The sequence below is a fragment of the Halalkalibacter oceani genome (assembly GCF_023715705.1).
Lineage (GTDB): Bacteria > Bacillota > Bacilli > Bacillales > Bacillaceae_D > Halalkalibacter > Halalkalibacter oceani_A.
Window position 1 is genome coordinate 120,272 of record NZ_JAMBOS010000007.1, and the last position, 25,835, is coordinate 146,106.

Sequence of the window (25,835 nt, forward strand, 5' to 3'; positions counted from 1 at the left end):
GTTCACTTTTTGAGAATTTCAGATTATTTTATGTATTTTGTCTCTACTTTCCCAAAAATAATTGGCGATGAAATGAATGTAAAAGACAAGCTCAGTTCGAAGTACATGTTCATCTTAGATTTATTAAACCTTTTATTCAATCGTGCATTGATGGAAGACTCACTAAAGGTTAGCGAGATTGAGAGATTTATCCTTAATCTGGTCAATAATACTAATCACCCTTCCTGCAAAACAAAAAGAGCAGAATCGAAAGGCTTATGCCTTTTCACCTGCTCTTTTCTCTATCCAGTTATCTTCCATTACCTCTTTACAAACACAACATCATCGTCCTTATTTAAGAAGACGGTGACCCGGCGTCCTTCAAGCTCTTCCGCTATTTTTAAGTCAAAATCATAGAGACGTTCATCCCGTTGAGCCCAGTAATAACCGTCATATTCATAGAAGTCATCGTCAATGTCGACACCGTCTGCAAAGACAGCGTCAATTCTGCCTGTAAGGAGGTTTGTACACACTTCCACCACCTTGTCGCTGCTGTTGAATAGGAGGAGGTCACCTTGCTTCACCTCTTCCGCGCTAATTGTTTTATGACCTTTAACAATGACATCATAATCGGCTAAATCGATTTCATCATGCAAGCCGCGGACCGTCGTGCCTTCAAGCCCTTCGATATAGATAAACTCATCCAGCTTAAATTGGTTGATAAATTTGCTGTTCTTTTTAACATCCTTGGCCTCATTCGTCAATTTGTAAAGAGTCAGTTCCCCTAAGCTGTTGTGCCAAATATCGGCTTCCCGATTAAAGGCATCCACAAAATCGATTTCTATCTCCGCAGGCACCTCTAGTGTGATTTTTTGCCCATTTCCATAGGAAATGCTGATCTCTCTGTCCGTCACATCGACTTCCGTTATTTTAGCTTTAGGAATCCGAAGATACTCGTTGCGATAATAATGATACGTGCTCGTTTCTCCTGCCACGGTATATTGAATTGTGTAATCTGCCACAGCGAGCAGTCCCGCCCCGTGATACATTGTGACGAGCGCTTTTCGGCCGTCTTCCATTAGCTCGATGCTCTCGACGCCATGCTTTTGCTGCGAGGCTGCATGGTAAATTGAAAATTGCGACTCATCAATCGTGTGAACTGGCTCGCTAAAGGTAATTTCAAGAAAGCGTCCATCCGAGCTTAATGCTTCGACTTCAACAATTTCGGTCGCTGTCTCATTTGGAACTGGAACGGTCTCCCTTGTCGCTTCATTTGCCCGATGAATGAGCACGGCCGCCTGGGCCCATGTTAGCGTCTCATCCGGCTTGTAAAGATCGGGTGTTACCCCTGTTACCATTCCTTCTGACACCAGCCCTGCTATGTAATTTGCCGCCCAATGGGAACCAGACAGATCAGAAAAAGGCAGCTCCTTCCCGCTTGGCTCAATTTGATAGGCCAGTGAAAGAACCTTGGCTATTTCAGCCCGCGTCAGGCTGTTTTCGGGGCGAAAGCTTCCATCCGGATACCCGTTCATCATTTGGGCAGCAGTGACAGCCTGGACGGCTGCCACATCATGTTTTTCCTCTTCAACATCAGGAAAGGAATAAGCAGACACCTCCTCCTCAAGTGGTAAGGCACGCATGATGATCGATGCAAATTCAGCACGCGTAATCTCTGCATCGGCGATAAACTGCCCCGGTTTAAGAATACCTCGTTCCGTTAACTCCTCCACCTCAGTCGAATACCAGCTTTCCCCCGAGACAGGAGCAACGGTTGTGACAATAAAAGCGATTACGAAAAAGAATACAATAAGACCAGACCTTTTAGCTTTATCGTGTTTCACAGCTCTCCATTTCCTCCTTTTTATTGATATAGATAATCATTATCACTAAAAAACAAACAAAAAAAGAAACTCCTTTGAGTTTAATCATCCTTTCTCCCTATAAATAACTGATAACGATTATCATTACTAATTATGATAAACTGTGTATTCCATTTGTCAAAGGATAATTGATAATCATTTTCAATAAATAGCCTGCTGTTTTTCGTATAATCGTCTTATCTTTGGTCATTACTAATAACACAACTTGAAAAAGGAGCCACCTTTTATGTCGAATTACCATAAAAAGCTTTTAGTTCTTATTTGGATGGGGGTTGGCAGTACATTACTCACCTGCCTATTCAGTACCATTTTGATTCTTTCATCCCGCCGCATACTTTCTAAATTAAATCAGCTTGCAACGATTCCATTACAGGGGAGATGATTCCATGCCGATTCATGCAGTCGAAGCCTTAACAAAAGTTCTACATAGCTTACACGACGATGAAAGCAAACCACCTCTACATGTCGGCGAAGTGATGACATTATGGACGTATTTAGCTTTGTTGGAGGAAGCAATCGTGCTTGAGCAGATTTACTTAAATACGACAGAAGATACGGAGTTGGAAGAGCTTCTAAAAAAGATTCAAAACAAATGTAATGATCAAGTAACAAAGCTGAAAGAATTCCTACAGCAAGAGGGTGTTCCTTTTCCGCCAGCTGCTGAACAAAAGCCGTATTCCGAGGCGCGTGCTATCCCTGTCGGCGCTAAAATGTCGGACTCCGAAATAGCCAGTGCGATCAGCGCTAAAATGGCGGCCTTGATCACGCTATGTGCCACCGGGATTTCGCAAGCGATCCGAAACGATGTCAGCATGATGCTGCTTAAATTCCAAATAGAAGCAGTGAATATATCGGCGATTTTAAAATCGTCGATGAAAAAACGCGGCTGGCTCAAGGTTCCACCGGCTTACTCTCCACCGGGCTCACCAGTGGAATAGCTTACTCATCGGTAAAAAGCTCAGCCAGCATTTTTTCCCGGTGCTGAAGAAAATACTTCGTTAATTGATAGTGTTCTGTTTGTTCATAGCTCGTTAAAGTAATGCTACCATCATCAAAACTGAAAATATCCGCCTCCGGATACCCCAATAAAATCGGCGAATGAGTAGCAATAATAAATTGAGCCTGCTTATTCGCCGTTACATCACGCATAATCCTGAGAAATGTCAGCTGCCTGGCTGGTGATAAGGCTGCTTCCGGCTCATCGAGCAAGTAAATCGCCTTGCTGCCCTTAAAACGATGCAAAAACAGTGACAGAAAGGACTCCCCGTGTGACTGCTGATGAAGAGAGCGACCTCCATAGTCTTTAAAGCCGTTCTGATCAACCGTCTCAATATGAGTCGCAAACTGATAGAACGATTCCGCCCGTAAAAAAAACCCGTTTGTCAGCTTCGGCATCCATGACAGACGAATATGTTCACTTAAAGAGGCTTCCGCCGCATGTACCTCATAAAAATTGTTGCGTCCCCCTCCTGCTGTATGGAAATCACATTTATCAGCTACCGCCTCAAGCAGCGTTGATTTGCCTGAGCCGTTTTCCCCGACGAAAAACGTGACGCTCTTCGTCAGTCTAAGCTCCGTCAAACTGCTAATCGCCGGAATCGAATAGGGATAACGGTCAAATGAGGAAATGTCGTCCCGCAATAAAGTTATTCTCTTTAAATACATAATCGGCTCCTTCCTGTTAATTTGGCACCTATATTGTAGCATGGCTATCTGACATATAAAAAAGTGATTTAAATTTAAAAGCCGACATTTGTACCAAAAAAGATATGAGCCTTCCTACATATTCGTAGCAAGGCTCATTTCAATTGTTTCAAATGGCATACAGATAGAAATAATGATTTACACAAAGCGTAAAGAAACGATTGAACGTGTCTTTACAGATTTGAAACAAAAGCATGGGTTGCGTTGGACAAACCTGAAAAGGGTGAAATTCAAAACAGGAGATGCTTTTACTGCCATGAACCTAAAAAAAGTAGCCAACTGGCACTGGAGAAACACACATCCTCCAGGGTCACCAACCCAAAAGAGACAAAATAACGTAAAAGTGCCTTTGAGAATCATCTCTCAAAGGCATTTTGTCTACGGTCTGAAGGAGCCAATATTACTGGCTCTTGTTAGCTTCCTTATCTCTTTTCACTCTTTCAAAAAATGCATTCCATCCATATACCACCGGTCATTGGCAGCTCGTTTTTTCTTGTTCTAATCCATTAATCCGATACTTCCATGGACGCTTGGATTTCCGGACTAATTTCCGTGTGAGGATAGTTAATTCGTTCTTCAAATTCTACCCAGTCGAGGTTTGCCATCATCAGCAAGTAGCGTTTACCGCTAGCAGGGTCGCTGATGATGATGTGGTCACGGCCAGCTGTTTCAACACGCCCACGGTAAACCATTGCATTCCATTCGCTGTTCCCTTGGTACGTAAAATAGAACGTACCAACCTTACCTTTGTTGAAGCGCAGGATATTTTCAATAAACGATTCTTCAACCCTGCCGGTCAGCAGCTGCTGCCCCGTTCCCATCGGAACAACTGGCACAGAATACGCAGGTCCAGAAGGCATCCCGGCCTGGAGACCGTTAAAGTTTTGCGGGGTATCGCTCCCCATCATAGGAGCTGGTTGAAAACCGGTCTGATTGCTCATTGGATAAAAACTAGAATTTCCGTTATTCACGAGAAAGTCATCTCCTTTTTTCATTTATCTATAAAACTCTGGGCAGTAGCCCGGTACACCGACATAGAAGCAATGATTCTTGTGTGCAAAATCGAACTGTGTCATAGGGGATCTTGGCATCGTTTCCGTGCAAGGCTCACGGTATGTTTGCCCCGGACTCGGATTAAAGAACCACAAATTCATTCGGGACCGTGGGTTCCTATGACCTTGCAACAAATTTCTAGCTCTCTGGAGATCTTCTTCAGTAGGACGCTGTGTATACAAGGCTCCATTTAAAACAGGCTCGAAGTGAGGAATTCCCGTTCCCGGTATCGTTTGATAAATAGCATGTCGGATATTACGTAAATTGGCGAAGTCCGGCTCACAGTCTGCCTCAACCCGATTGGCCACAACCGTTCCAACCATTTCCATGCCCTCGGCGCCTTCACCAATGGCCTCCGCCAGCATGAGCCTCGCTAAAGCATCCACGTCATTTTCAGTATGTTTGATTCGCCTACCCATTTTCTCACCCCTTTTGCTTATACAGTAACTTACTGCCCGGAGCCCGTTTTCGTAGCTTGCCTATCCGCCCAAATCCTGAAAACTGCAAATAAAGTGAAACTTCCTCCGCTGGGGCTTTTCTACATCCCTCTTACTAGTAGTGAACCTAGAAGAGCGTGCCAGCGCACTGAATGGAGTAAGTCAGATGATATAGCTCTCGACTTTTGTAAAAGGCATCTGAACGTTTCCTCCTGCCCTGCAGTTAATGAAGCCTTTCGTAATCTATGTACGTTTGCCTATACTTGAAACGGCAAATGCCTATATAAAGTTTATCCATATGAGCAAATAACCCAGCTGGTTGGGTAAGTGACCTTTCACCAAAATAGTTGTTATATACTTTATGGTTGAGTGCTTCAGCACATTTCTAACCGTTGCCCTTTCATGGCTTAAGCATTTTTAATCAGCTTTCTTATTAGGACACAATAGAAAAAGACGGCGGTTTCGTGCTGCGCAAAGTGAATACCTGCGCAGACGTTACCCGCCGCCTCAAGGGACGTGTTAAAAGGGTAAACTCAGCCTTTGGGCTCAAGCTCTCTTCCATTTATTACTTATCACGTAAAATGACTGTTTTTAACGGAGCGTGCCATTGGACATCAAGCGCGAACTCCTCAGAGAAGAAGCGTAATGGCACCATAAAACGGTCCCCTTCAATATACGGAGCGGCATCAAGCTCTTTCGTATAGGTCTTATCCTCCCTCTCCACCTTCATCGTCCGGCTGCCTACTTCCATTTCAATGGCAGTGTTTCCTTTGCGCAGTGTTACGGTTTGCGACTGATAGGAGCTCGTATAGCCAAAAGCTTCGACCACAGCGCGAACAGGAACCATCGTCCGGCCATTTTTCAGCTCAGGCTGCGTATCAAATACAATTCGCTCCTGCCCGTAAACAACCTTGATCACTTCATTTTGTGGAAGCTCCGGCAGCTGATACAGCGACCATCTTTTAATCAAGTTGTTTCCGGAATCAGCAATATACATATCACCGTTCTCATTTACCGCGACATTGGTCGGTTCCCTAAGCAAATTATGGCCATTAATGCCATCCCGGTCCCCGGCCAGACCTTCTCCGCTGCCGGCAAGTGTGCTCACCGTACCGTTGTGCAAATAACGGACCGCATGATTGAGACTGTCGGCAATCACAACGCCGCCATCAGCTGTTAGCGCTAGCCCTCGTGGTGCATGGAAACGGGCTGCATCCGCTGCACCGTCAGCAAAGCCTCCCCTCACAAAAAGCTCCTGACCCCGCTGAAGCTGCTGTGCCGCCGCGACATCTCCAGCCACGGTCGTCACTTCGCCAGCAGCCAAATCAATGTAGCGAATCAGTTGATTGCCCGTATCACTCACATAGAGATTGCCAGCGTCGTCCAGCGCCAGGCCGGAGGGTTCATTAAATTTCGCTTCCGAAAGCGTCCCATCTGCATAATCACCGGCCAACAAAGGCACGCCCTCTACCACTTCGACATAACGCTCTGAAGCCGCAGTCAACGTCTCGACTTCTCCGTCGACGATCCGCCTAATGAGATGGTTGCCACGATCAGCGACATAAATCGTTCCATCGTCGGCAACAGCGACAGCCGATGGATGATCAAAGCGGGCCTCCTCGCCGGCTCCGTCACTGCTGCCGGCAACGCCATCACCAGCCACGGTCGTCACTTCCCCATCCGGAGATATACGTCGAATCGCATGGTTATTTGTATCGGCGACGTATACCGTCCCATCACCAGCGACAGCCAATCCGTGCGGGCGCTGGAACGTCGCTTCCAGCGCTGTCCCATCAAGCAAAGACCCGATAGGCAGGCCATAGCCGTCAACCGGCAGCTCCTCAATTCCGGCATAGGTCGTCACCTGATCACCTTTTGCGAGCTTGATCAGCTGATTTCGAGTATCAGCGACAAGCAGCGATCCATCGGGAAGGAGGGCTATTCCTTGAGGCATTCTTACTCCGGCCTCAAGCAACGACCCATTTTCATGCGTGTACTGTCCGCTGCCCACATAAGTGGACACCTCTGACAAAAGCTCTCCGTCCTCGCCATAAAGCGCCTCAGCGGCAGCGATGCTTGCGCCGCCTGCGAGCCATGCTAGAGACAGAAGCAAAAGGATTGTTATTCGCTTTCTCATGTTCTCCCTACTTTCTAACCGTTTTAGCCATTCCTACAACTTCCACAGGAAACGGCGTCTCCGGATCATCCTCTGGAGTGAAGTTGACTGTCAGATGACTCTCTGATAGCAACTCGTTGAACTCAATCGTCAGCTCAAGCCGTTCCTCATCAAGACGGCGAGTATAGTCAGAAAATCCCGGTACGTCTATTTGATAAAGCCGACCATTTACAACTAATTGATTATTCTCATTGAGCATGACAGGGTGCGTGAAAGAGATACGGGCAACCGAGTGACTGTCGCTACCCTCAAGCACAGCTTCCGAATAATCAGTATAATAGAACAACCTTGGCTCACTGAACAGGTGGTTCGGATAAATGGCCTTCAGATTTCCGTTCCAGTCAGACTCATACGCTGTAAAATTATAAAGGACTATCTCCCATTCCCCATCTGTCTTTTGATAGTAGATCTGTCTATATTCGTCAGCCCATGGATGATCATCATAAGAAAACGCTAATAGCTCACCTTCGCGGGCGAGTCCCTGTTTCGGTGAAACTTCAGGAAACTCTGCCTTCTCAGCATAGAAGACACCATAGGTACCATAAAATCCTTCTATAACCGCAGTCGCTCGCCCATTCTCTATCGTCGTTGGGATGTAGTCCCAAAGACCATCATCATCTTGATGAAAAATACCGATGTCATCTTCCTCGACTCCGGCCTCTACATCGAAATGCAGCTTCACGGTGGCACTGCCGATTTCAAACTGTCTGAATTCCAGAATGGCCCCTGCAGGCGCAAGACCGGTCAATTCTCCTTCTTCTTCGGTAAAGGGAAACCGGGAAATACTTGCAATACTCTCGTCCGGCACATAGTCGACATTGTGTAATTCAAGCATGCCATCACGAAACGGGATCATTTTCTGTGTCAGGTCAATCCCTTCTTGATCATACGGAGCATATACGCGAACTTCCAGCGCTACTTCTCCTCCGTAGCCGGCAATGGTTCCGTGGATTGTGTAGATTCCGTATCGCGACGTTTCAGGAATTTCTCCCCATTGCACCGGTACCGCACGAGTCGTTCCATTACTCATTCCCACCACGACCTGCGCAGGCGGAGTAAAGGTTCCCCCCGCTTCAACCTTAACCGGCTCCGGCTGAATGACCTCTACTATTGTTGGCGAAGGGCTGCTTCCGCCTCCACCTCCTCCGCCTGAAGATCCTCCACTTGGCGGATTTGGTGGCGACGGTGGTTGTGGTTGCCGTTGCTCCCGCTCCTGCTGCGCTCGCTCCCGTTCCTCCGCGCGCTTCCGCTCTGCCTCTTCAAACCGCACTCGTTCTGCTTCTGACAACTGCTCGAGGTAACGATTGATTGCGTTATTTTGCGCTTCCTCTTTCGCCCGTTGGTTTGCCTCCTGTTGTTGACGAGCCTTCTCCTGCATTCTTTCTAACAGCTCTTTGTTCCGCTCCTCATACTCTTCCTTTTGTTGCTCGCGTCGTTCCTGCTGTTCCCTTTTTTGCTGGTCCAGGCGCTCCCGTTCTTCCTGCGCCTGCTTTAGCCCTTCACCACTAGGGTCCTCCCATGGCTTGACATCATCAAGATCAATCCGGGAAGAAGATCCTTGATTATTTATTTCCTCAATCAGCTGCTCGATACGTTCTTTATCTACCGTTCCCCTTTCCAATGCTCGTTTTATAATATTCCCGACAAGGTTCTCTAGATTTTGTGAGATTCTGTTAATATCCCCGGGATCCAGTCCGTTTTCATTCATCCCAATCCATTGCTGAGCAGCATACCCATTTAATATTTCTTGCCCAAACTGCTCGTTCTCCTGCTCAATTTTGTCCTTATTCTCTAACAGCTTGCGGAGAATTTCATCATTCATATCACCGGTAAGCTCGTCGAAGTCCAGTGGGGTGACCACTCCCGATGCTCCCTGTGAAGCGCCCGGGTACATGGTAATTTGCTGGCCAGGCAAGATGACGATTGGCGATGCGGCTGGTTGACGCGACTCCGTATTAACCACCCCTGAATAAACATAAGCAGATGGAAGCCCCGTCACCGGATCAATAGAAATTGAAAAATGCGTTCCCCGTGCCGCAATAGCGGCTGCCGGGTTGACAATTTCAAATGAATCGGCCGATTCATAAAGCGGTTCCACCTCTGCATAAACCGAGCCTGCCAGCACACGTAGTCTCGTTTGCTTTACACCGCTTCTTTCAGAAAGGGTTTCGGCAAACAGCTCAGTATTTTCAGTCAGGACAAGCGAATCATCACGATCCTTGCTGCTAATTGTTACAGAGGATCCCTCTTCCGTACGAAGCATATCCCCTTCCTGAAAAGCCGTTCCCGGATATACGAGAACTTCCTTAGCACCTCCCGCTTTTTGAATGAAGACATCACCAACAACGCTATCGACGATAAAGGAGCGCTCACCTTTCCCATCCGCCAAAGCCGGCGGCATCACACTAAAAAAAATAAGAAAAAAGACGAAAGACTGAATTAAGCAACGGAAACCTTGTTTTCCGGCTTTCCTTTTCATACTTTTTACTCCTCTCAGTATTTTCAAAATCTTCTTATATTATAAATCGATTTTCTCGTATTTCCTACTCTATTTATTCAGATTCACCCTAAAAAAGATAAAAAAGGATCATTCTTTGAGACTTTCGGGTTAATGCGATCAGGCCATACTACTGTCCATTTTATTCCTATCTTTAGACAAGAGGTAAGTAGACAGTTTTAGGTGTACCTCCTCTGCCATCCGGGATAAAATTAGCATAGGGCATCAACATCATTTGTAAGATTGTCGACAGCACTACAAAAAAGCTGATTCCTGCGTTCTAAATACTGAGCCGCTTCTCTCCATCCGACAAATTCGGGCAATAATTAACGGAGCTTGCTTATTATGAACTGATATACTTTCATTTGAAAAGGAGGTCATACAGATGAATATACTTGAGGGAATGAACAATGCGATGCAATACATTGAGGATCATCTGACAGAAGAAATTGATCTGGAGCGTGCCGCTAGTCTTGCTTACTGCTCCGCGTATCATTTTACGAGAATGTTCTCATCGCTTGCCGGGGTACCAATATCAGAATACATCCGCCGGCGCCGGCTGACTCTCGCCGCCTTCGAACTGCAGCAGCATCAGTTCCGGGTGATTGATGTCGCGCTTAAATACCGCTACAGCTCTCCCGATGCGTTCACCCGGGCTTTTCAGACCGTTCACGGAGTCACACCATCCGAGGCGAGGAAGCTGAGCCAGCCGCTCAAGTCTTTCCCGAGAATGACCTTCCAGCTTACAATTGAAGGAGGAGAAGCAATGAATTACCGCATTGAAGAAAAAGACGCTTTCCGGATCGTCGGTCTTAAGAAGCGCGTGCCGATTGTGTTTCACGGGGTGAACCCTGAGATCGCCGCCATGTGGGCTTCGCTTGATGAACAGACAATTACTACGTTAAAGGGGCTTTCAAATCTTACTCCAGCAGGCATGATAAGCGCCTCCACTAACTTCTCAGAGGGCCGAATGCGTGAAGAGGGGGAGCTCGATCATTATATCGGCGTCGCGACAACAGCGGCTTGTCCGGATGGACTTTCGGCACTTGAGGTTTCCGCCTCGACATGGGCGGTATTTGAAGCAGTCGGCCCGTTTCCGGAAACATTGCAAAACATTTGGGGTCGCATCTATTCGGAGTGGTTTCCGACCTCCGGCTACGAGCAGACGAAAGGACCTGAAATTCTTTGGAATGAAGAGAAGGACACGACCTCGCCGGCATTTAAAAGTGAAATCTGGATTCCCGTGAGGAAGATCAGGCAAAACAGCTAATCTACTAAAAAATAGGCGGCGGTTTAGTCCAAATGCGCGGACTGTGCCGCCGCCTTACTAGTAAAGTCATTATTCCCGTTCACAATGCGCAGAGACGACCTGAAGAAGCTTCGCCTTCTGTAAATAAGGCTTAGGTGCGAGGAAGGTAATCGTCACGACACCAGGGTGGCGGCCTATTTCAATCGAGCCGGTGATCGTCGCCCGGTTCATGATTTCCGGAACGGTTACTCCGAACAGATCAGCTGCACGCTTTAGCCCATTGTCGGTTGCTTCATTCAACGTCGGACCGGTGCCAAGAACAGAGAGCGGCAGCGACTCTTCAAGCTCCTTCATCCCCCACTGCGCAGCGACGGCACGCGCCGATTTCAGCTCGGCTTCCGTAAACGGTTTAGCCGTATAAGGCAGGTCCTCTTCATTCGGCAAAAGAAGCGGCCCTTCAAGATTTACACCCTTCAGAACGTGCACCTGCAAATGGACAATGCCGGAGACATCGGCCGTATGACCGGCAATTTCACCGTCCCCCTGCATCGCGTGCATATCGCCGAGATAAACGCCTCCACCCGCGACCTTCACAGGACAGATCAATGTCGCGCCAGCCCGCACCCGGCTAATATCCATATGTCCGTCCGTGCGGTGTTCGTCCAGCTCCTCCTGCGTCACTGCATACTCATGCGGCGCCCCGACGAGAAACGAGCCGAAGTCACCGGCGTTATGGGAATCAGGCAGCGGCTTCGACGGTGTGGTGCCGAGCTGACCTAAAAACGGCCTCATCCGGGCGACCGTGCCGACCAAATCATGCGGCGCAAAGGTGACGATCGGGTTCTGGACAGAGGCATCAGGCGTCTTCATATAGGACCGCCCGTCACGCCCGATTGTTTCCGCCGCCTCCTTCGCCAGCGTCACGCCGACATCGCCATTTTCACTGAATCCAATTGTATAACCATTTGTAAAAATGAACGGCGTCACATCCGCATGACAGGCAGCACAGCGGATTGCTTCCTGTCCAATTCCTTCAATCACCGTCTCAGGATAAAGCGTGCCGCACTCCGGACACTGCACAGCGACGAAAGGATCGCCGAGAAAGCGGCCATCGACCGGTTGATCATTGCCCGAAGCTGTCGCCAGCGATGTTACATGAATCGACTGTATCTTGATGACAATCGCATCCCCCGGCTCCGCTCCTTCGACATAGACCGGCTTCGTCACCTCATGCCCGCCGCGGATGCACGGGGTAATCATCGGTCCCCAGCAGCCGGGCGCCGTGTTGGCGATAATATGTCCTCCGTCTTTAACCGGTCCGAGCATCTCTTTTTCAGGGTCCAGCACTCCATCGATAAATGAATTGACCAACAACGTCTCTGTCGCTTTCTTCATCAGCTTCAGCCCCTTTTTCGAAGATTCAGTTCAATGATAGCTTCGCCTCCAATCTGCTTCTTTCCTCCTGTTGAGCCAATAAAAAAAAAGGGAACGAGGTCTCTCTGTCCTCATTACCCTTGTATGAAACATCCTTAGTACATCTCAAGAAATTTTTCTTACTCCTTGTTCGTCATAATACGTTTGACCTCAGCCCATGATTCGGCTTTGAACACATCCTTTTGCCGTTGATCGAGCTCTTCAATGTCCGTCAGCGCATGTAGCTGCTCAAGTATGGTCCCTTTATCCTCTTCAGGAAACCTCACTTCTAAAAAATTAACAGTCGAACGAATGAGCCGCTCCCGTTCCCCTTCTCTTTTGCCCTGTTCTAACCCTTTTTGTAACCCTTTTTGCAAACCCTTTTGTAAAGCCTCCTGCTCTCTTAGTTCGGCTTCACGCTTAGCCGCTTCTTCATCCAGCACTTGCTTCAAGCGAGCCTCATAGGCAAGTACTTCTTCCTCCGTTGCACTGAGTTGATCCCAGCCTTGAAAAGCAGTCTTAAGTACGTCATCTTTCATGGCGATCTCCTCCAGCTCTTGATAGATATCTTCATATACATGACCTTGACGATGGTCAACAATGCCTAACAGCAACATCCATCTAGCGAGCACATCATTCCACGGATCCAGTTTATTCGCTTTCCATTTGCCCATGAGCTTCGGCATCTCTAGAAAATGAAATTCCATCATGTCGGTCAGCTTGAACTGCTCAGTATCCTCATACAAATGATAAGATGTATGGAAACGATCCGTTTGATCAAATAATGAAAAATTCATAATAGTAATGGCAATAGCAGGGGTTAGTCATTGGATAACGGTAAATTCCAGCCCAATAGTAAAGAGAACGCTTAATCATGTCATATTGGTTTGTAAATTGAATTTCAATATTAACCCATTCCTGATTGTTCGTGAGAGCCAAAATATCAAGTCGCGATTGTTTATCTCCATCATATTCTCCACTGTTCTCATTATTTTTAAACGACACGTCCTGAATGCTATCCCGGCCACTTCGTTTCAGAATAGCATTCAAAAACACAACAGTAATCTCTTTGTTCTTTTCAGTGCCAAACAATTGCTTAAAGGCGTAGTCGACTTTCAGGTCCATCAGCCGATGTAATGGAACACGTCTCAAAAGCTTCGTTTCCAAATCCCCCAACCCCCTTTTTCCTATTATAGCATCTAAATTAAATCGAATAGAAGGGCTCCAGCTCCCGTTTCTTCTACATCATCTGCCTTATCACAAGCCAAAAAGACACCTCCGCAGATGAATGACCACCTGCGGAGGTGTCTCGATGAGAACCCCTGTATCACCTATATCCCACTCTATGAAACATACTTCGTCGAACCTGCTTCCGGCAATTCACCAGCCACACCCTTCTCCCTCCAGAAAAACGCCGTGCCTGAAACGAGAATCGCGAGAAAGTATGTGACGAGCCCCATTAGGAGCAGCGCGATCGCAGCGGGCAGCACCATTGCAAGACCATTCCCCTTTAAAAAGATTTCGCGCACGCCATCGAGGAAATGGGTCAGCGGCAGCAGCTTGCTGACAAACGCTAACGGCGCCGGCATCGCTTCAGTCGGCCATGTATAGCCGGAGAGCAGAAAGGACGGTACAGCAATCAGCATCGTCACCTGCGTCGCGCCAACCTGGTTACCGGAGAACAGACTGGCCGCATAGCCGATTCCCAGCAGTGCGAAGATGAAGGAAGCGGCCAGCAGCAGCAACGGAAGAACCGTGCCCCTAAACGGCAGCTCAAACAGAAGAACGCCGATTCCTAATGTAAAAAACGTATTGACGAGACCGATCAGAAAATAAGGCGCCGACTTGGCGTACGCCGTTTTCCAGGGGGAGGCTTTCCATGCAGCAAAACGCTGCCATGTGCCCTGCTCCTTCTCACGGGTGACGGTCAGTGAGATGCCTAAGAACAATACTTGCTGGATAACGGTGCCGATTAAACCGTAAATCAGAAAGACACCGTAATTAAATGTCGGGTTATACAGAACCCGGTAGCTGTACGGAATTGGCTGGAAGGCGGACTGAATCTCCTCCGCGCGCAGGCCCTCCTGCTGCATCCGTTCAACCGTCGCTCCGAGTCCGAACGTACTGACGACTTCATTCGCCCCTCTTGTGGCGACATTCGAGACGACCATATTGCTGCCGTCGATCAAGGTCAGCACAGAAGGCCGTTCGCCACGCATTAAGCCGACCTCAAAATCAGCGGGAATGATAATACCGACCTTGGCCTGTCCGCTGGCGAGCATTTGCTCGACCTCCGTTTCCCGGTACACCTGACTCGTGATCGCGAACGATTCTGTCTGCTGAAAGGCTTGGACCATTTGCCGGCTGAGGCTGCTGTTGTCCTGATCCAAAATGACGGTCGGCAGCTGATCGACGCGGTCATTGGAGTATAAATAGCCGAACATCAGCGTGTATAGAAGTGGCGTCAGAAACAGAATCGCGATCAGCCGCTTATCTCTCGCAATGCTGCGCCACTCCTCCATAATGACCGCGCCTATGCTCAATCCTTCCTCTCTCATTGGTCTTCTCCCGTCCCGTGCCAGATGACCGTCATCCCTGTCGCCACCTCAGGGGGAAGCTGATCAAGCATCACCTTGACACCAAAGGTGCGTATATCGGTTTCGCCGATGCTTTGTGACGCCTTTTGCGTCGCGTAGCTCGCCGTAGGGCTAAGCTGCACGACTTCTCCCGTAATCACCGTGTCGAGCGAGACAAGCTCGACATCGACCGTATCGCCGACCGCAACGCCGGCTAAGTCTGTTTCCGGAAAATAAAACGTCGCCCAGCGATTCTCATAGGATTCAATCGTATAAACAGGATAGCCGGCACTGACGAGTTCACCGACCTCTGCCTGCTGACTGACGACGACACCGGCAGTCGGCGCGACAAGCTCGGTATAGCTAAGGTACGTCTCCACCTCCGCCAAATTGGCCTGCGCCTGCTCAAGCGCGGCCTCCGCTGATAACACAGTCGCTTCCGCTTGGGAAACACCGGACTTCGCCGTTTGTTCCGTCGCCTGCGCCTGGGCTACACCCGCTGAAGCAGCCTCAACATCTCCCTGCTTAATAGTGACCTGCGCCCTGTTCGCCTTTGCCAGGTTCACGGCCGCTTTCGCCTGCTCAACCTGGGCCTCGGCGGCGGCGATTTCCTCCTGTCGAGAGCCGTTCTGGCTCATTTCCACCTGCTTTTGCGCGACGTCATAATCGGACTTTGCTTTTTCATACTTAAGCTGCTGCTCCTCGACTTCAACCTCCGAAGACAATCCCTCGGCAAACAGCGCCTTTGCCCGCTCGACATTTTTGCTTGCAGCATCAAGCGCTTCCTTCGCGACATCACGACGGCTTTCGGCTTGCGCCTGTTCCTCGGGACGAGGACCGCTTTTCACCGCCGCCAGCTGCGCTTCAGCCGCCTTCAGCGCAGCCTCGGCCTCCTTGACTTGCTGCTCGACGCTTTCAGCGGTTAACGTTACAGCAGAAGAGGCCTGAGATTGCTTCGCCTTCGCCGCGTTGATAGCTTCGGACGACTCATTAATTCTCCCCTCAGCCAACCCAACGGCGGCGCGCGCTTCAGCGAGCTTTCCTTCCTGGACTTTGACGGCTGCTCTCGCCTGCTCGACCTGGCTTTCCAGCTCAGAGCTTTCCAGTCTGGCAATGACCTGACCTTGTTCAACTGCTTCCCCTTCTTCCACGAGCAGTTCAACGACACGCCCCGCCATTTTAAAGCCAGCATTCGCCTGCTTCGCCTCAACATAGGCCGTTTGCATCGACTCCGCCCCGCTGACAAACTGGCTGCCCGCCTTCGTCGCCGAAAGAGCGAAGACACCCCCGGAAATCAACAGGACAAATACCGCAATCATAATGATTCTTCCTTTGTTCATCGTTTGTCCCCCGCCTGCCTCTCTGTAAGTAATCCGTTCATAATACTGTTCTCAAGAATAGCGGCTAACCGCTCCGCCGATAAGCTCTGCTGCGGCGCCCATTCCGTCACGACAGCGATATAAAGCTTGTATATTAGAAATGCCGTCAGCTCCGGCTCGCAAGGCTCGATTTTGTTCGCTTCGATCGCTTTTTGCAATAAGTCGGCCAAATAGTGAATTGCTTCCGTTTCGATTTTTTTCAGCGCATTGGCAACGAGCGGCGAGCCGGTCCAGTCAATTTCCTTCGCCAATGTCCGCAGCAATTCGTGAACATCGCGATAATTGAGAATTTCCGAAATCGCGTTATTAAAATTAATAAACACCGGGACCTCCGGCCGTATGACCTCGTCCGCCTTCTCCTTCACTTCCCGGATAATAACATGAATAATTTCAAGCAGAATATCCTCTTTCGTCTCAAAATAGTTATAAATCGTTCCCTTTCCGACCTTGGCAAACTTCGCGATTTTATCAACCGAGGTTCCCTTATAGCCAAAGCTGGAAAACGTTTCTTCCGCGGCCTTCAAAATCGCCTCCCGTTTCGCATCCATGCTCGCAGCTCTCCCTTCAAAAATGACCAAAATCCCCAAACAGTTCTGTAGTCATTTATACTGTAGCAGTCTTCGGCTCGTTTGACAAGCTCCCGCCTTCAAGAGACAACGAAAAAAGCGCAACAAAAGGTGGATCCTCCACCCTTTGCCGCGCTTAAAGCAGGGCTAACCAGTAGCTATTTCTTCGAGATTTTTCAAAACATCTCCAGCAGGTTTATGCTCTCCTTTTTCTTCTTTCAACCAGCAATAAGACCGATAGCACGACAATACTCAAAATGACGATAAAGAGAAAGGATAAGTAAAGAGTCAAGAAGCCTGTAAATGTTTCATCAAATTCCAACAAAGTGAGACCCTGGTCATACAGCCCCCCGCTGGAAATATACCTTGCCACTTCAAGATACACAACGTGGAAAGAAATACTCGTCCACAATGTCCCGGTATACTTTCGATACAGCTGTAGCGCAATACCAAAAGTAAATAATAAAATAACATAATCGATCGTCAAGACGAATGGTTCCTGAAAAAATAGTGACTCCATCCCTATCACGAAAATTGGAATACAAATAAAGATCAATGGTTGCAAAAGCAGCGAGATGATAAAACGAAATTTCTTATTCAGTTCTTCAAAAATCAGCCCACGGATAAAGACCTCTTCTGGAAATGCCTCGTACAAAAAGGCTGTCAACGTATTGATGAGAATCGCAATGATAACACTTGTGGTTAGGTTCAAGCTAATATTCTCAATTCCACCAACTAAATAAGCAGTTGCAATGCCTGAAAGTAGCAGAAGAAAAGGCAGGACAAGCCCGACGATTCGTTTGAATGGTGAATGTCCCCCTCTCAAGCCAATATCCTGAAGCAGGGCTGGATTTTTCCGCTTAAGTCGATAAAGAACAACAAGCGTTAACCCGGTAAAAATCACTCCCTGCAAAAGCATCCCTGCTCTTCGATTCCACCCATGATGTTCAATCAAGTACTGTCCAAGATTACCTGATAGAAAAAGGAATATTGAGACGAGACTAAAATACAACAGCAGCCTAGCAAAACTGAATTTTGACGAATCCAATAGTATCTTCCTTTCACCCACCTTGTCATTTACAAGTGTGTTCTTTGTTTATATTGTATATATATTATATATACAATATATATAGCTGTTTGTCAAAGGATCGCGCAAAAAATTCCAGCTTTTCTATCTGCCATCGCTGAAGAGCGGCAAACATGGATGTCACTTCCGTTCACTAAAAAAAGAGGCAGGGCAAAAGGTTGTTGTTTTAACCTTTTGCCCTGCCTCAAGGACATGAGCGCAACCGCCACGATTGTTTTGTTTAAAGCTATGACCAACATGATTTTAAATGAATGGCTAACGTTTACTCGGCCGACTGAGACCATCTCTCCTGCTTTTCTAATGCCTCTTGAATAAGGGTAGTCATTTCCTTGCGAGTCTCTGCCCGGTAAAGACGTTGGAGCAAATGATGTAACAACTCTAAATCCATAAGTTGTTCAACCTCTTTTTTCATACTTTTTGCTTCTAGACCAAAGCGTGAATCCAAATAATACTTTATTGCATTTTGGCTCTCTGAGATACGGCCACGTTCCTCCGCCATGCGCAACACCCTTGCCATACTCGCCACCTCCATTCGTTTTTCAACGTATTCCTCGTCAATGAACTTGTCGCTAATCGCAATAATCGTTGACATGAGCTTTACTTGCTGATTTTGATTCTTTATTCTCTTAGCTAATTCCACGGTTTCAATCGCCCGTTCCAAGCGGTCTACAATGCTTTTCATCAATGGGAGAAAAATAAGGTTCAGCTCATCGACATATCATTATTTCACCAAAAGGTAAGCTAAGTAACGGTGCAAAATTGGTCTGATCCATTGTTAACAGAAACCTCGGTCGCTTTACAAATTAACCAAGGTTACATATAATACAAGTAAGGTGAATAGTATTCACAAACTTGTTTCATACTTTAACAAGAAAAGCCGAGTGTTGGTCGCACCCGACTTTTCTGTTTAGCAAATTGCAGGCCGTCTAAGCGGTCGGCAGTTGTTTTGAGTAAAGTAACTCCACATCGCCGGTCAAGCAGAGTGTGGGGTTACTTTTTTATTTGTATGATCATGATTACTACTATGATCAGTGTTAGCAGCAGTAGTCCGAAAGAAATTGTCATCATTGCTGCATCAAATGTAACCATGTCTGTCTCACCTCCTCCCATAACGGAGGCTCGACCGCCCACACTTCTACTATGCAATTTACTATCTCTATTATATCATTCCTTTCACTGTTATTTACCTATTTTCCTTATAAGTAAACAGAAAACCAGTTATGACTTGGCGAGATTAGCACAAGCCCCTCCTCTATCATAGCAAATCGTATGAAACAAAACAGGAGGTTCCTCTCCCCACCAACCCCTGTCCAACGAACACCTATTCAAACCCTGTTGCCTCTTCACCACGCACCGGTTCGACTCCGTCCTCAAACGTAATCCGGATAGAGGCCGCCTCTTCCCACTCGGCACTGTCGGCGACGTGGAAGTGAATATGAGGCTCACTTGAGTTGCCGGAATTGCCGCATAATCCGAGCAGCTGACCAGCCTCGACCTGATCGCCCTCGCTCACCTGAAGACTTCCCTGCTGAAAATGGGCAAGAACACTGTACTCACCATTGTGATGGTCTATGATCACATGATTGCCGAGCGGCTCCTGCTCGTTTGTCTCGATGCCCGGCGTGTTGTCGGCAATGCCATCTTCAACAGAGACGACCGTCCCCGCAGCCGGGGCGACGACTTCCTTGCCGAAGGCGTGATAGCTTTCATTATTTGTTGCTTCGCCTTCGAAAGTCGAGCCATTTTCAACGACAACAAGATCGTAGGCATAGCGCTGGCTTTCCACCGGGTAATGGTAGTTCACCAGTTGATTCGTTCCACCCCAAAACGTCAGCCAGCTGCCGGTAATCGGCATCCGGTATGTGCCTTCCGTATACTGTTCATCCGTCTCCGGGTGCGAGCTGAGCGGCATTACCTGAAGACCTTCAATCGTCCAATCTTCAGCGAAATAAGCGCGGATTCCTTTATCGCCATTATCACTGATCCATTGGTACTCCTCATATCCCATCACAGGAATTTCCGATACGAGCTGAAATTCCTCGACTCCTTCAATAAATGTCTCGCCTAACTGAACAAACTCCTGCAACGGCACCTGCGCCTGAAATTCAGCGCTCGTCTGACTGTGCAGCCGCTCAAACTCCCCAGCCAAATAGCGCTCCGCGAATTGCTCCGGCGCGACCGCCTCCGCCTGATCTTCGACTGGTTCCTCTTCTATAGGTTGTGGGCTGCCCTCTTCCTCACCGCCGCATGCCACGAGAAGCCCCGCCAGCATGAGCGAAGTCGTCACTGTCAAATACCGATTCATTGTAAGCACTCCTTTCGAATATCCTCTATACGAACTCTACGATCACAAACGCCATTACGTTTCATCTTAGTTATTGTTGCCGGAGAAGGGTGTTTTTTAACATAAAAAACACCTAAAGAGTGGCCTCTCCACTCATTAGGTGCACGTTTCGGTTATGACTCTTGATGCTGACAGACATTCCGGCCAATGAATTACGTTAGTTTGTTTTTCAATGCTTCCACTTCTTCAAACGGAAGTTCCGTCATTTCTGCAATCAACTCAAGCGCCATCCCTTTATTAATCATCTTTTTCGCAATCTCAAGTTTGCCTTCACGTTTGCCGTCTCCGCGAATGGAAGCAATATCTTTTAAGGCTTTTTCCCTCGCTTCGTACTGCATTCTTGTTTCTGGATCTAGGCTTGCCTGCTTCAATATATCTACTGCCATTTCAAGCATCGGGTCTTGTTTTGCCATTTCTGCCCACCTCATATCATCTTCATTTGTTAAAAAGTGTAACCACTTTGCCATTCGATCATTCTTTGGGATCAATCGTTCTTGCTGCTGTCGAACAAATTTAGGCATTTCGATCAAAAGAATCAGCTAGATTTTCAACAGACTTTTGCAAAGCAATACTGTCTACCTCTTTTAAGAAAGTATACTGTTTCTTTAATTCTTTAACGGCTTTAACAGTTTTGTATTTGTTTAAGCACTCACCTTTCCATTTATTTACTTGAAGCTGACCGTTTTGAACCATTTCTTCAACGATGTGCCAGTAAGTGTCTTTGTTTTTCTGTTTGCCTAAAAAGAAGTTAAAGACGAACCTTGCAGAGCCGATAGTCTTATTGATTAATTCAATTTGTTTCTTATTAGGATAGATACGGAATTTGTACGATTTATAAGACGTGGGCGTAAAACCCCTATGCCTTTAGGCTAGGGGATGTAAGCCCTAACTACCTTGTGATTTTCAGAAATGTACTCCATTACTTATCCAAACCTTTACGGATAAGTTCGTAAACCGCACCTGCAAAACTTGAAATGTAATTTTCTTTTTGATACTTTTCTATTTCTGCTACTAAATCAGCAGGAAACTTAATTAATTTTGAAATGCGTTCCATTTTTCACTACCCCCAGTATACACTTGATATATACCATACACTCGGTATATATAAGTGTATACTTAAAAGGAGGTGAAATCAATTTTGGTCAATAAAGCATACAAATTTCGCATCTATCCAAACAAAGAGCAAGAAGTATTGATCGCTAAAACAATCGGTTGTTCACGTTTTGTGTTCAATCATTTTTTAGCAAAGTGGGATGATGCATACAAAGAAACAGGCAAAGGTTTGACTTACAATTTGTGTTCTTCTCAATTAACACAACTAAAAAAGGAATTAGTGTGGTTAAAAGAAGTCGACAGCATTGCGATTCAATCTTCACTCAAAAACCTTGCTGATGCTTATTCTCGCTTCTTTAAGAAGCAAAATGACAAACCACGCTTCAAGTCCAAAAAGAATCCTGTGCAATCTTATAAAACCAAGTATACAAACGGAAATATCGCCGTACTGGATAAACACATCAAGTTACCTAAACTTGGTCTTGTTCGTTTTGCAAAAAGTCGTGAAGTAGAAGGTCGTATTCTATCTGCTACTATTAGACGAAATCCAATCGGCAAATACTTTGTGTCCATTTTGGTTGAAACAGAAGTACAAGAGTTGCCGAAAACAGGTTCAGCCGTCGGCATAGATGTTGGCTTAAAGGACTTTGCTATTCTTTCAGACGGAACAACATATACCAATCCCAAATGGTTTCGTAAATTAGAAGATAAGCTAGCGAAAGCACAACGTATTCTTTCAAGACGTAAGAAAGGTGGTTCAAATTGGAATAAGCAGCGTATTAAAGTGGCTCGTATTCATGAACGCATTGTAAATGCCCGAACAGACTACTTGCAAAAGATTTCAACGAATATTGTCAAAAACCACGACATCATTGCGATTGAAGATTTGCAAGTAATCAATATGCTAAAGAATCATAAATTAGCCAAAGCGATTAGTGAAGTGTCATGGTCACAATTTAGAACAATGCTTGAATACAAAGCAAAATGGTACGGTAAGCAAGTTGTAACTGTGGCGAAAAACTTTCCATCCAGTCAGCTTTGTTCGTGCTGTGGTTATCAAAACAAAGACGTTAAAAATCTCGGATTGCGTGAATGGGAATGTCCTTCTTGTCATACTCATCATGACCGAGATATTAACGCAAGCTTAAATCTTAAAAATGAAGCATTAAGACTTCTAACCGTTGGAGCAACGGGGCTAGCCTAATCAATTAGAGTTCGATAGAACTCTGTACTTAGGAATCCACTACGGCTTTAGCCTAGTGGTAGTTCAAGATCATGAGGGTTTTCAGGGTCTAAAGAAAATTCTACCCTATCATCGATTTGAAGCTGGTCAATCACCTGATCTCCCTGATAATAACGCCAACCTGCAACAAAGAAGTCTAAAACAAAGTTGTTATGTTCCACAATAATCGGCGAAACAAATTCATAGGAATCTGTCGCTAAAATGCCGCCTGTCGCCCGCAACACATCCATCTCAGTACACTCCATTTAAAGACCTAAATCCTGGAGTACTGATAGGTAGTCAGGTCTTCGACGATCTGGTAACCGTCGCGCAAACGGTCCAAAAAGTGTGTTGGAAGTATACGTCTTATTCGTATCCGGGAATGCTAAGTGAGGTCGATACCCATTGTCCATCGCTTCTTTCAGCTTTCTTCTATATCCTTCCTTCTCGTAGGAAAATGTATAGACGCCATCTTCATGAAGCAACCTTCCTACATGATAACGCTGGCGTGTCTCAACATTTTGCCAAATCAGCCAAAGCTCAAACGGTCTCTTTCTCATGCTTTCCCCCTCCCTTTAAACCAATTTAAGATCCATTCCTTTCGGTAAAGCAAAAGGCGGATCACCCATTCCTTGGTCACCGCTCCTTCAACTAAAATCGTTATCTATAAGTATATAGTTTAAGTTACTAATTGTCACTTGGAATCATACAAATCAACGCGACCAGCATTTAAAATTGAAGAAGCACCAACAGGGCCATCCCCGCTGGTGCGTCTTTCGCTTATGCTACTTATGATTGTCCTTGCTGCGGCAGAACGCCGGCTTCAAGGGCTTTAAGTTGTTGGGTGACAAGGAAGTAGGAGTACTTCGCCATTTCGTGAGCAAGCTCGGCTTGATCAATTTGAATGGCCGCCTGTTCAAACTTCGCCTTTGACATCAGCCCGAGCTGATAGCGGCGCTCTAACATATTGTAGTCATAGCGGGCATAGTCCAGATCTCGCTGCGCGTCCTGAATCGCCTGATAGCTGTCCTCGATATCGAAGTAGAGCTGACGGATGGCCGCTTCGGCATTCAGCTTCAATTGCGCCAAATTCTCCTCTTCGACCTTCACATTCAAGTCGGCTTCGTTTTTCTGATAAGAGGATGAGTCCTCATCGTCATATACGCGCTCACGCTCATATTTTGCCATTTCAATCGCCTCAAGCTGGGCTTTATACTGGAATGAATTTTCGATCAACTCATTCGTATCGGTATCCTGCTCTGGTAAGGCAGAGCTGGAAAGCTCAATCGGCTCAAGCGAGAAGTCAGGATGATAGACAAGGCCTAAGTCGAGCGCAAACTCAGCCAGATCATGATGATATTTCTTTTCTTCCTGCTCAAGATCAGACTTCTGGATTCTCAGCTCACGCGCTTCTGTATTAAACTCGTTGAACGAAATCAATCCAAGCTCACGCTGCCGATCAAGATTGGCGATCTCTGTCTCCAATACGTCAATTGACTTTCGTTGCAGCTCAAGCTGCTCTTCAGTCATTAACAGCTGGGTAAACGTCATCGCCGTTGCCATTTTAATGCTTTCTCTTGCTTCATCCTGGTTGTAAACAAGCGTCACTTGACCGGAACGAAGCTGTTCAAGCGCATCCTCCAGCTGCTCAATTGTATCCTCAATCATCTTACGCTGATCGTTTATCGCATTCCACTCTTGACCAAGACCAAGTCGCTCCCCTATGTATGTTGGGTCTCTTGGATCAAGGTTACGGCGTTGATCCCTTATACGATCTAACGCTCTTTCCAAATCTCTAATATCCCTTTCCAAATCACGATAATCAAGGTTCGTGTTGCCTTCCTGGTTTTCGAGAATTTCAAGCTGATAGTTTAAGAGCATTAAAGAAGAATTGTCCTCAAGCGCCCGTTCAAGAGCCTGCTCAAGCGAAAGGCTGTCAATTAGCTCGATTTCCTCTTCCTCACTGCCTTCCTCTGCTTCTTCCCCTTCTTGTACATCTTCACTTCCTTCTTCTTCCAGGACTTCATCAGAAGCCTCATCCGCGAAAGCCACTGGTGCTATACTTGATGTGGCCAACAAAAACGCTAATCCGACTGTCGCACTTTTCTTCAACAAAACCTTCCCCTTCCCTTACGTTCGTTTCATCGCCATGTCTGTGCTTTCAGGTTCTATTTCAATCAACGGTAAAATTTAACGCTACTGATATTATTTTATCATACTTTCCAGGCAGATAAGTGACAAATTGTTGACGTGGAAAAAATGCCGCCATCGGTTTGCTTTCTGATCGATGACGGCATTCTAAGAATATGATGGTGGCTTCGCTCATTGCTCGTAGATTTAAGAAGTTCACTTAAACCTAGTTTAAAACAGGCAATGGCTCCACTCAACTCCTTCTGAGTTATTTGGCATGGACTCCACTCGCTGCCCGTCAATTAGAAGAAACCCACTTCTAGTTTACTTCAAAACCTTGCAGCGGCTTCGCACGAGATAAGTGCTATGGTGGCTTCGCTCATTGCTCGTAGGTTTAAGAAATTCACTTAAACCTACTTTAAAACAGGCAATGGCTCCACTCACCATTTCAAGTAATCGATCATCCAAATGCAGGATGATCGATTACTCAAACTGTTCTTGGGTTAGCATTTGGCCGTCTTGAATGACAATGATGTCGACGGCGTAATCTGGATATTTTTCTTTGATCATTTCTGCGTATGTTGCCGCAACTTCTTCAGCCGAAAGCTCTTGTTCGTCGTTGATTTCAATATCAGCATTTACTCGGTTTGTTGTCCCTTCTTCTACTTGCACCATCACATCAGCAATGCCTGGCTGAGAGGCAATTTCCTCTTGAAGCTCTTCTTCCGCTCCAACACTTATAGAAGGCTCTTCTTCTGAAGTGGCAGCGTCTTCAGGCTGCCCTTCTTCTTGCGGCTGATCCTGAACTTCTTCTTGTGGCTCGTCCTGCGGTTCTTCAACGTCACCGTTATTTGAGCATGCGCTTAAACCAAGGCTGATCGCCAATGCTGCGATTACATATCTCTTTTTCATGTTTGTTGTACCCCCATTTATGATATAGCATTTGCCCCTTTAGCTTACATTTATTTCAATGACAAGTAAAGTTGTTGCGAGATTGTTACATAATTGTAGAGAAGTATGCGGAAACAGCGTCTTAACTTTGCCACAGCGCTTTTATAGTCAACAAATTTTGGGAGGCGGAGCTCAC

At 46.7% G+C, this 25,835-nt stretch carries 22 protein-coding genes and 3 pseudogenes; 4 read left to right on the forward strand and 21 right to left on the reverse strand.

Annotated features, from left to right (window positions below):
• Positions 1–299 precede the first annotated feature (299 nt).
• Positions 300–1,823, reverse strand: coding sequence for an S-layer homology domain-containing protein (locus M3212_RS09380; RefSeq protein ID WP_251193706.1), 1,524 nt, complete (start codon positions 1,821–1,823; stop codon positions 300–302).
• Positions 1,824–2,248: 425 nt separating this feature from the next.
• On the opposite strand from M3212_RS09380, the gene M3212_RS09385 reads away from it, so the two are divergent.
• Positions 2,249–2,800: a DUF3231 family protein gene (locus M3212_RS09385; RefSeq protein WP_251193707.1), complete on the forward strand. Its 552-nt coding sequence runs from the start codon at positions 2,249–2,251 to the stop codon at positions 2,798–2,800.
• Position 2,801: 1 nt separating this feature from the next.
• Here M3212_RS09385 and M3212_RS09390 read toward each other — a convergent pair whose 3' ends face one another.
• Entirely contained in the window at positions 2,802–3,527 is a 726-nt protein-coding gene (locus tag M3212_RS09390; protein WP_251193708.1) for an AAA family ATPase, read from the reverse strand.
• A gap of 175 nt (positions 3,528–3,702) precedes the next feature.
• On the opposite strand from M3212_RS09390, the pseudogene M3212_RS22400 reads away from it, so the two are divergent.
• Positions 3,703–3,858, forward strand: a pseudogene (locus tag M3212_RS22400) (IS5/IS1182 family transposase); the annotation flags it as partial.
• A 214-nt stretch (positions 3,859–4,072) separates the two neighbouring features.
• Here the strand turns inward: M3212_RS22400 and gerQ are convergent.
• The 4 genes from gerQ to M3212_RS09415 all read right to left on the reverse strand — a co-directional run bounded on the left by gerQ (position 4,073) and on the right by M3212_RS09415 (position 9,711).
• Positions 4,073–4,537: a spore coat protein GerQ gene (gene gerQ, locus M3212_RS09400; protein ID WP_251193709.1), complete on the reverse strand. Its 465-nt coding sequence runs from the start codon at positions 4,535–4,537 to the stop codon at positions 4,073–4,075.
• A gap of 24 nt (positions 4,538–4,561) precedes the next feature.
• Positions 4,562–5,038 (reverse strand): cell wall hydrolase, encoded by a 477-nt coding sequence (locus tag M3212_RS09405; RefSeq protein ID WP_251193710.1) that lies wholly within the window; start codon positions 5,036–5,038, stop codon positions 4,562–4,564.
• A 583-nt stretch (positions 5,039–5,621) separates the two neighbouring features.
• On the reverse strand, positions 5,622–7,193 hold the full coding sequence (locus M3212_RS09410; protein WP_251193711.1) for a stalk domain-containing protein: 1,572 nt from the start codon (positions 7,191–7,193) through the stop codon (positions 5,622–5,624).
• Positions 7,194–7,200: 7 nt separating this feature from the next.
• Positions 7,201–9,711 (reverse strand): Ig-like domain-containing protein, encoded by a 2,511-nt coding sequence (locus tag M3212_RS09415; RefSeq protein ID WP_251193712.1) that lies wholly within the window; start codon positions 9,709–9,711, stop codon positions 7,201–7,203.
• A 403-nt stretch (positions 9,712–10,114) separates the two neighbouring features.
• Between M3212_RS09415 and M3212_RS09420 the strand changes: the two genes are divergently transcribed.
• Positions 10,115–10,999 carry an AraC family transcriptional regulator gene (locus tag M3212_RS09420; RefSeq protein WP_251193713.1) on the forward strand — a complete coding sequence of 295 codons (885 nt, stop codon included), beginning with the start codon at positions 10,115–10,117 and terminating at the stop codon, positions 10,997–10,999.
• Positions 11,000–11,068: 69 nt separating this feature from the next.
• Here the strand turns inward: M3212_RS09420 and M3212_RS09425 are convergent, their stop codons facing one another.
• The 11 genes and pseudogenes from M3212_RS09425 to M3212_RS22075 all read right to left on the reverse strand — a co-directional run bounded on the left by M3212_RS09425 (position 11,069) and on the right by M3212_RS22075 (position 21,397).
• On the reverse strand, positions 11,069–12,373 hold the full coding sequence (locus M3212_RS09425) for an acetamidase/formamidase family protein (protein ID WP_251193714.1): 1,305 nt from the start codon (positions 12,371–12,373) through the stop codon (positions 11,069–11,071).
• Positions 12,374–12,531: 158 nt separating this feature from the next.
• A pseudogene (locus M3212_RS09430) lies at positions 12,532–13,516 on the reverse strand (Rpn family recombination-promoting nuclease/putative transposase).
• Between the two features lie 218 nt (positions 13,517–13,734).
• Positions 13,735–14,949 carry an ABC transporter permease gene (locus M3212_RS09440; RefSeq protein WP_251193717.1) on the reverse strand — a complete coding sequence of 405 codons (1,215 nt, stop codon included), beginning with the start codon at positions 14,947–14,949 and terminating at the stop codon, positions 13,735–13,737.
• Positions 14,946–16,307, reverse strand: coding sequence for an HlyD family secretion protein (locus M3212_RS09445; RefSeq protein ID WP_251193718.1), 1,362 nt, complete (start codon positions 16,305–16,307; stop codon positions 14,946–14,948). The genes M3212_RS09440 and M3212_RS09445 overlap by 4 nt, the downstream gene beginning before the upstream one ends.
• The gene (locus M3212_RS09450; RefSeq protein ID WP_251193719.1) at positions 16,304–16,894 is read right to left on the reverse strand and encodes a TetR/AcrR family transcriptional regulator; all 591 of its coding nucleotides are present in this window, start codon (positions 16,892–16,894) and stop codon (positions 16,304–16,306) included. Before M3212_RS09450 ends, M3212_RS09445 begins: the two co-directional genes overlap by 4 nt.
• Positions 16,895–17,108: 214 nt before the next feature.
• The gene (locus M3212_RS09455) at positions 17,109–17,816 is read right to left on the reverse strand and encodes a CPBP family intramembrane glutamic endopeptidase (RefSeq protein ID WP_251193777.1); all 708 of its coding nucleotides are present in this window, start codon (positions 17,814–17,816) and stop codon (positions 17,109–17,111) included.
• A gap of 445 nt (positions 17,817–18,261) precedes the next feature.
• Complete coding sequence (locus tag M3212_RS09460) at positions 18,262–18,639, reverse strand: hypothetical protein (RefSeq protein ID WP_251193720.1); 378 nt, start codon at positions 18,637–18,639, stop codon at positions 18,262–18,264.
• 681 nt (positions 18,640–19,320) lie between these two features.
• Complete coding sequence (locus M3212_RS09465; protein ID WP_251193721.1) at positions 19,321–20,304, reverse strand: peptidoglycan DD-metalloendopeptidase family protein; 984 nt, start codon at positions 20,302–20,304, stop codon at positions 19,321–19,323.
• A gap of 191 nt (positions 20,305–20,495) precedes the next feature.
• Positions 20,496–20,864 carry an Rpn family recombination-promoting nuclease/putative transposase gene (locus M3212_RS09470; RefSeq protein WP_251193778.1) on the reverse strand — a complete coding sequence of 123 codons (369 nt, stop codon included), beginning with the start codon at positions 20,862–20,864 and terminating at the stop codon, positions 20,496–20,498.
• Positions 20,857–21,165 (reverse strand): annotated as a pseudogene (locus M3212_RS22070) (helix-turn-helix domain-containing protein); the annotation flags it as partial. The gene M3212_RS09470 and the pseudogene M3212_RS22070, both read right to left, overlap by 8 nt.
• Before the next feature lie 97 nt (positions 21,166–21,262).
• Positions 21,263–21,397 carry a hypothetical protein gene (locus tag M3212_RS22075; RefSeq protein WP_285874174.1) on the reverse strand — a complete coding sequence of 45 codons (135 nt, stop codon included), beginning with the start codon at positions 21,395–21,397 and terminating at the stop codon, positions 21,263–21,265.
• Positions 21,398–21,478: 81 nt separating this feature from the next.
• Between M3212_RS22075 and tnpB the strand changes: the two genes are divergently transcribed.
• On the forward strand, positions 21,479–22,600 hold the full coding sequence (tnpB, locus tag M3212_RS09475; RefSeq protein ID WP_434084041.1) for an IS200/IS605 family element RNA-guided endonuclease TnpB: 1,122 nt from the start codon (positions 21,479–21,481) through the stop codon (positions 22,598–22,600).
• 47 nt (positions 22,601–22,647) lie between these two features.
• Here tnpB and M3212_RS09480 read toward each other — a convergent pair whose 3' ends face one another.
• The 4 genes from M3212_RS09480 to M3212_RS09495 form a co-directional block, all read right to left on the reverse strand.
• Positions 22,648–22,869 (reverse strand): HIRAN domain-containing protein, encoded by a 222-nt coding sequence (locus M3212_RS09480; protein ID WP_251193723.1) that lies wholly within the window; start codon positions 22,867–22,869, stop codon positions 22,648–22,650.
• Positions 22,870–22,884: 15 nt separating this feature from the next.
• Complete coding sequence (locus tag M3212_RS09485) at positions 22,885–23,178, reverse strand: hypothetical protein (protein ID WP_251193724.1); 294 nt, start codon at positions 23,176–23,178, stop codon at positions 22,885–22,887.
• Positions 23,179–23,407: 229 nt separating this feature from the next.
• Complete coding sequence (locus M3212_RS09490; protein WP_251193725.1) at positions 23,408–24,730, reverse strand: TolC family protein; 1,323 nt, start codon at positions 24,728–24,730, stop codon at positions 23,408–23,410.
• A 501-nt stretch (positions 24,731–25,231) separates the two neighbouring features.
• Positions 25,232–25,660 (reverse strand): hypothetical protein, encoded by a 429-nt coding sequence (locus M3212_RS09495; protein ID WP_251193726.1) that lies wholly within the window; start codon positions 25,658–25,660, stop codon positions 25,232–25,234.
• Between the last annotated feature and the right edge of the window lie 175 nt (positions 25,661–25,835).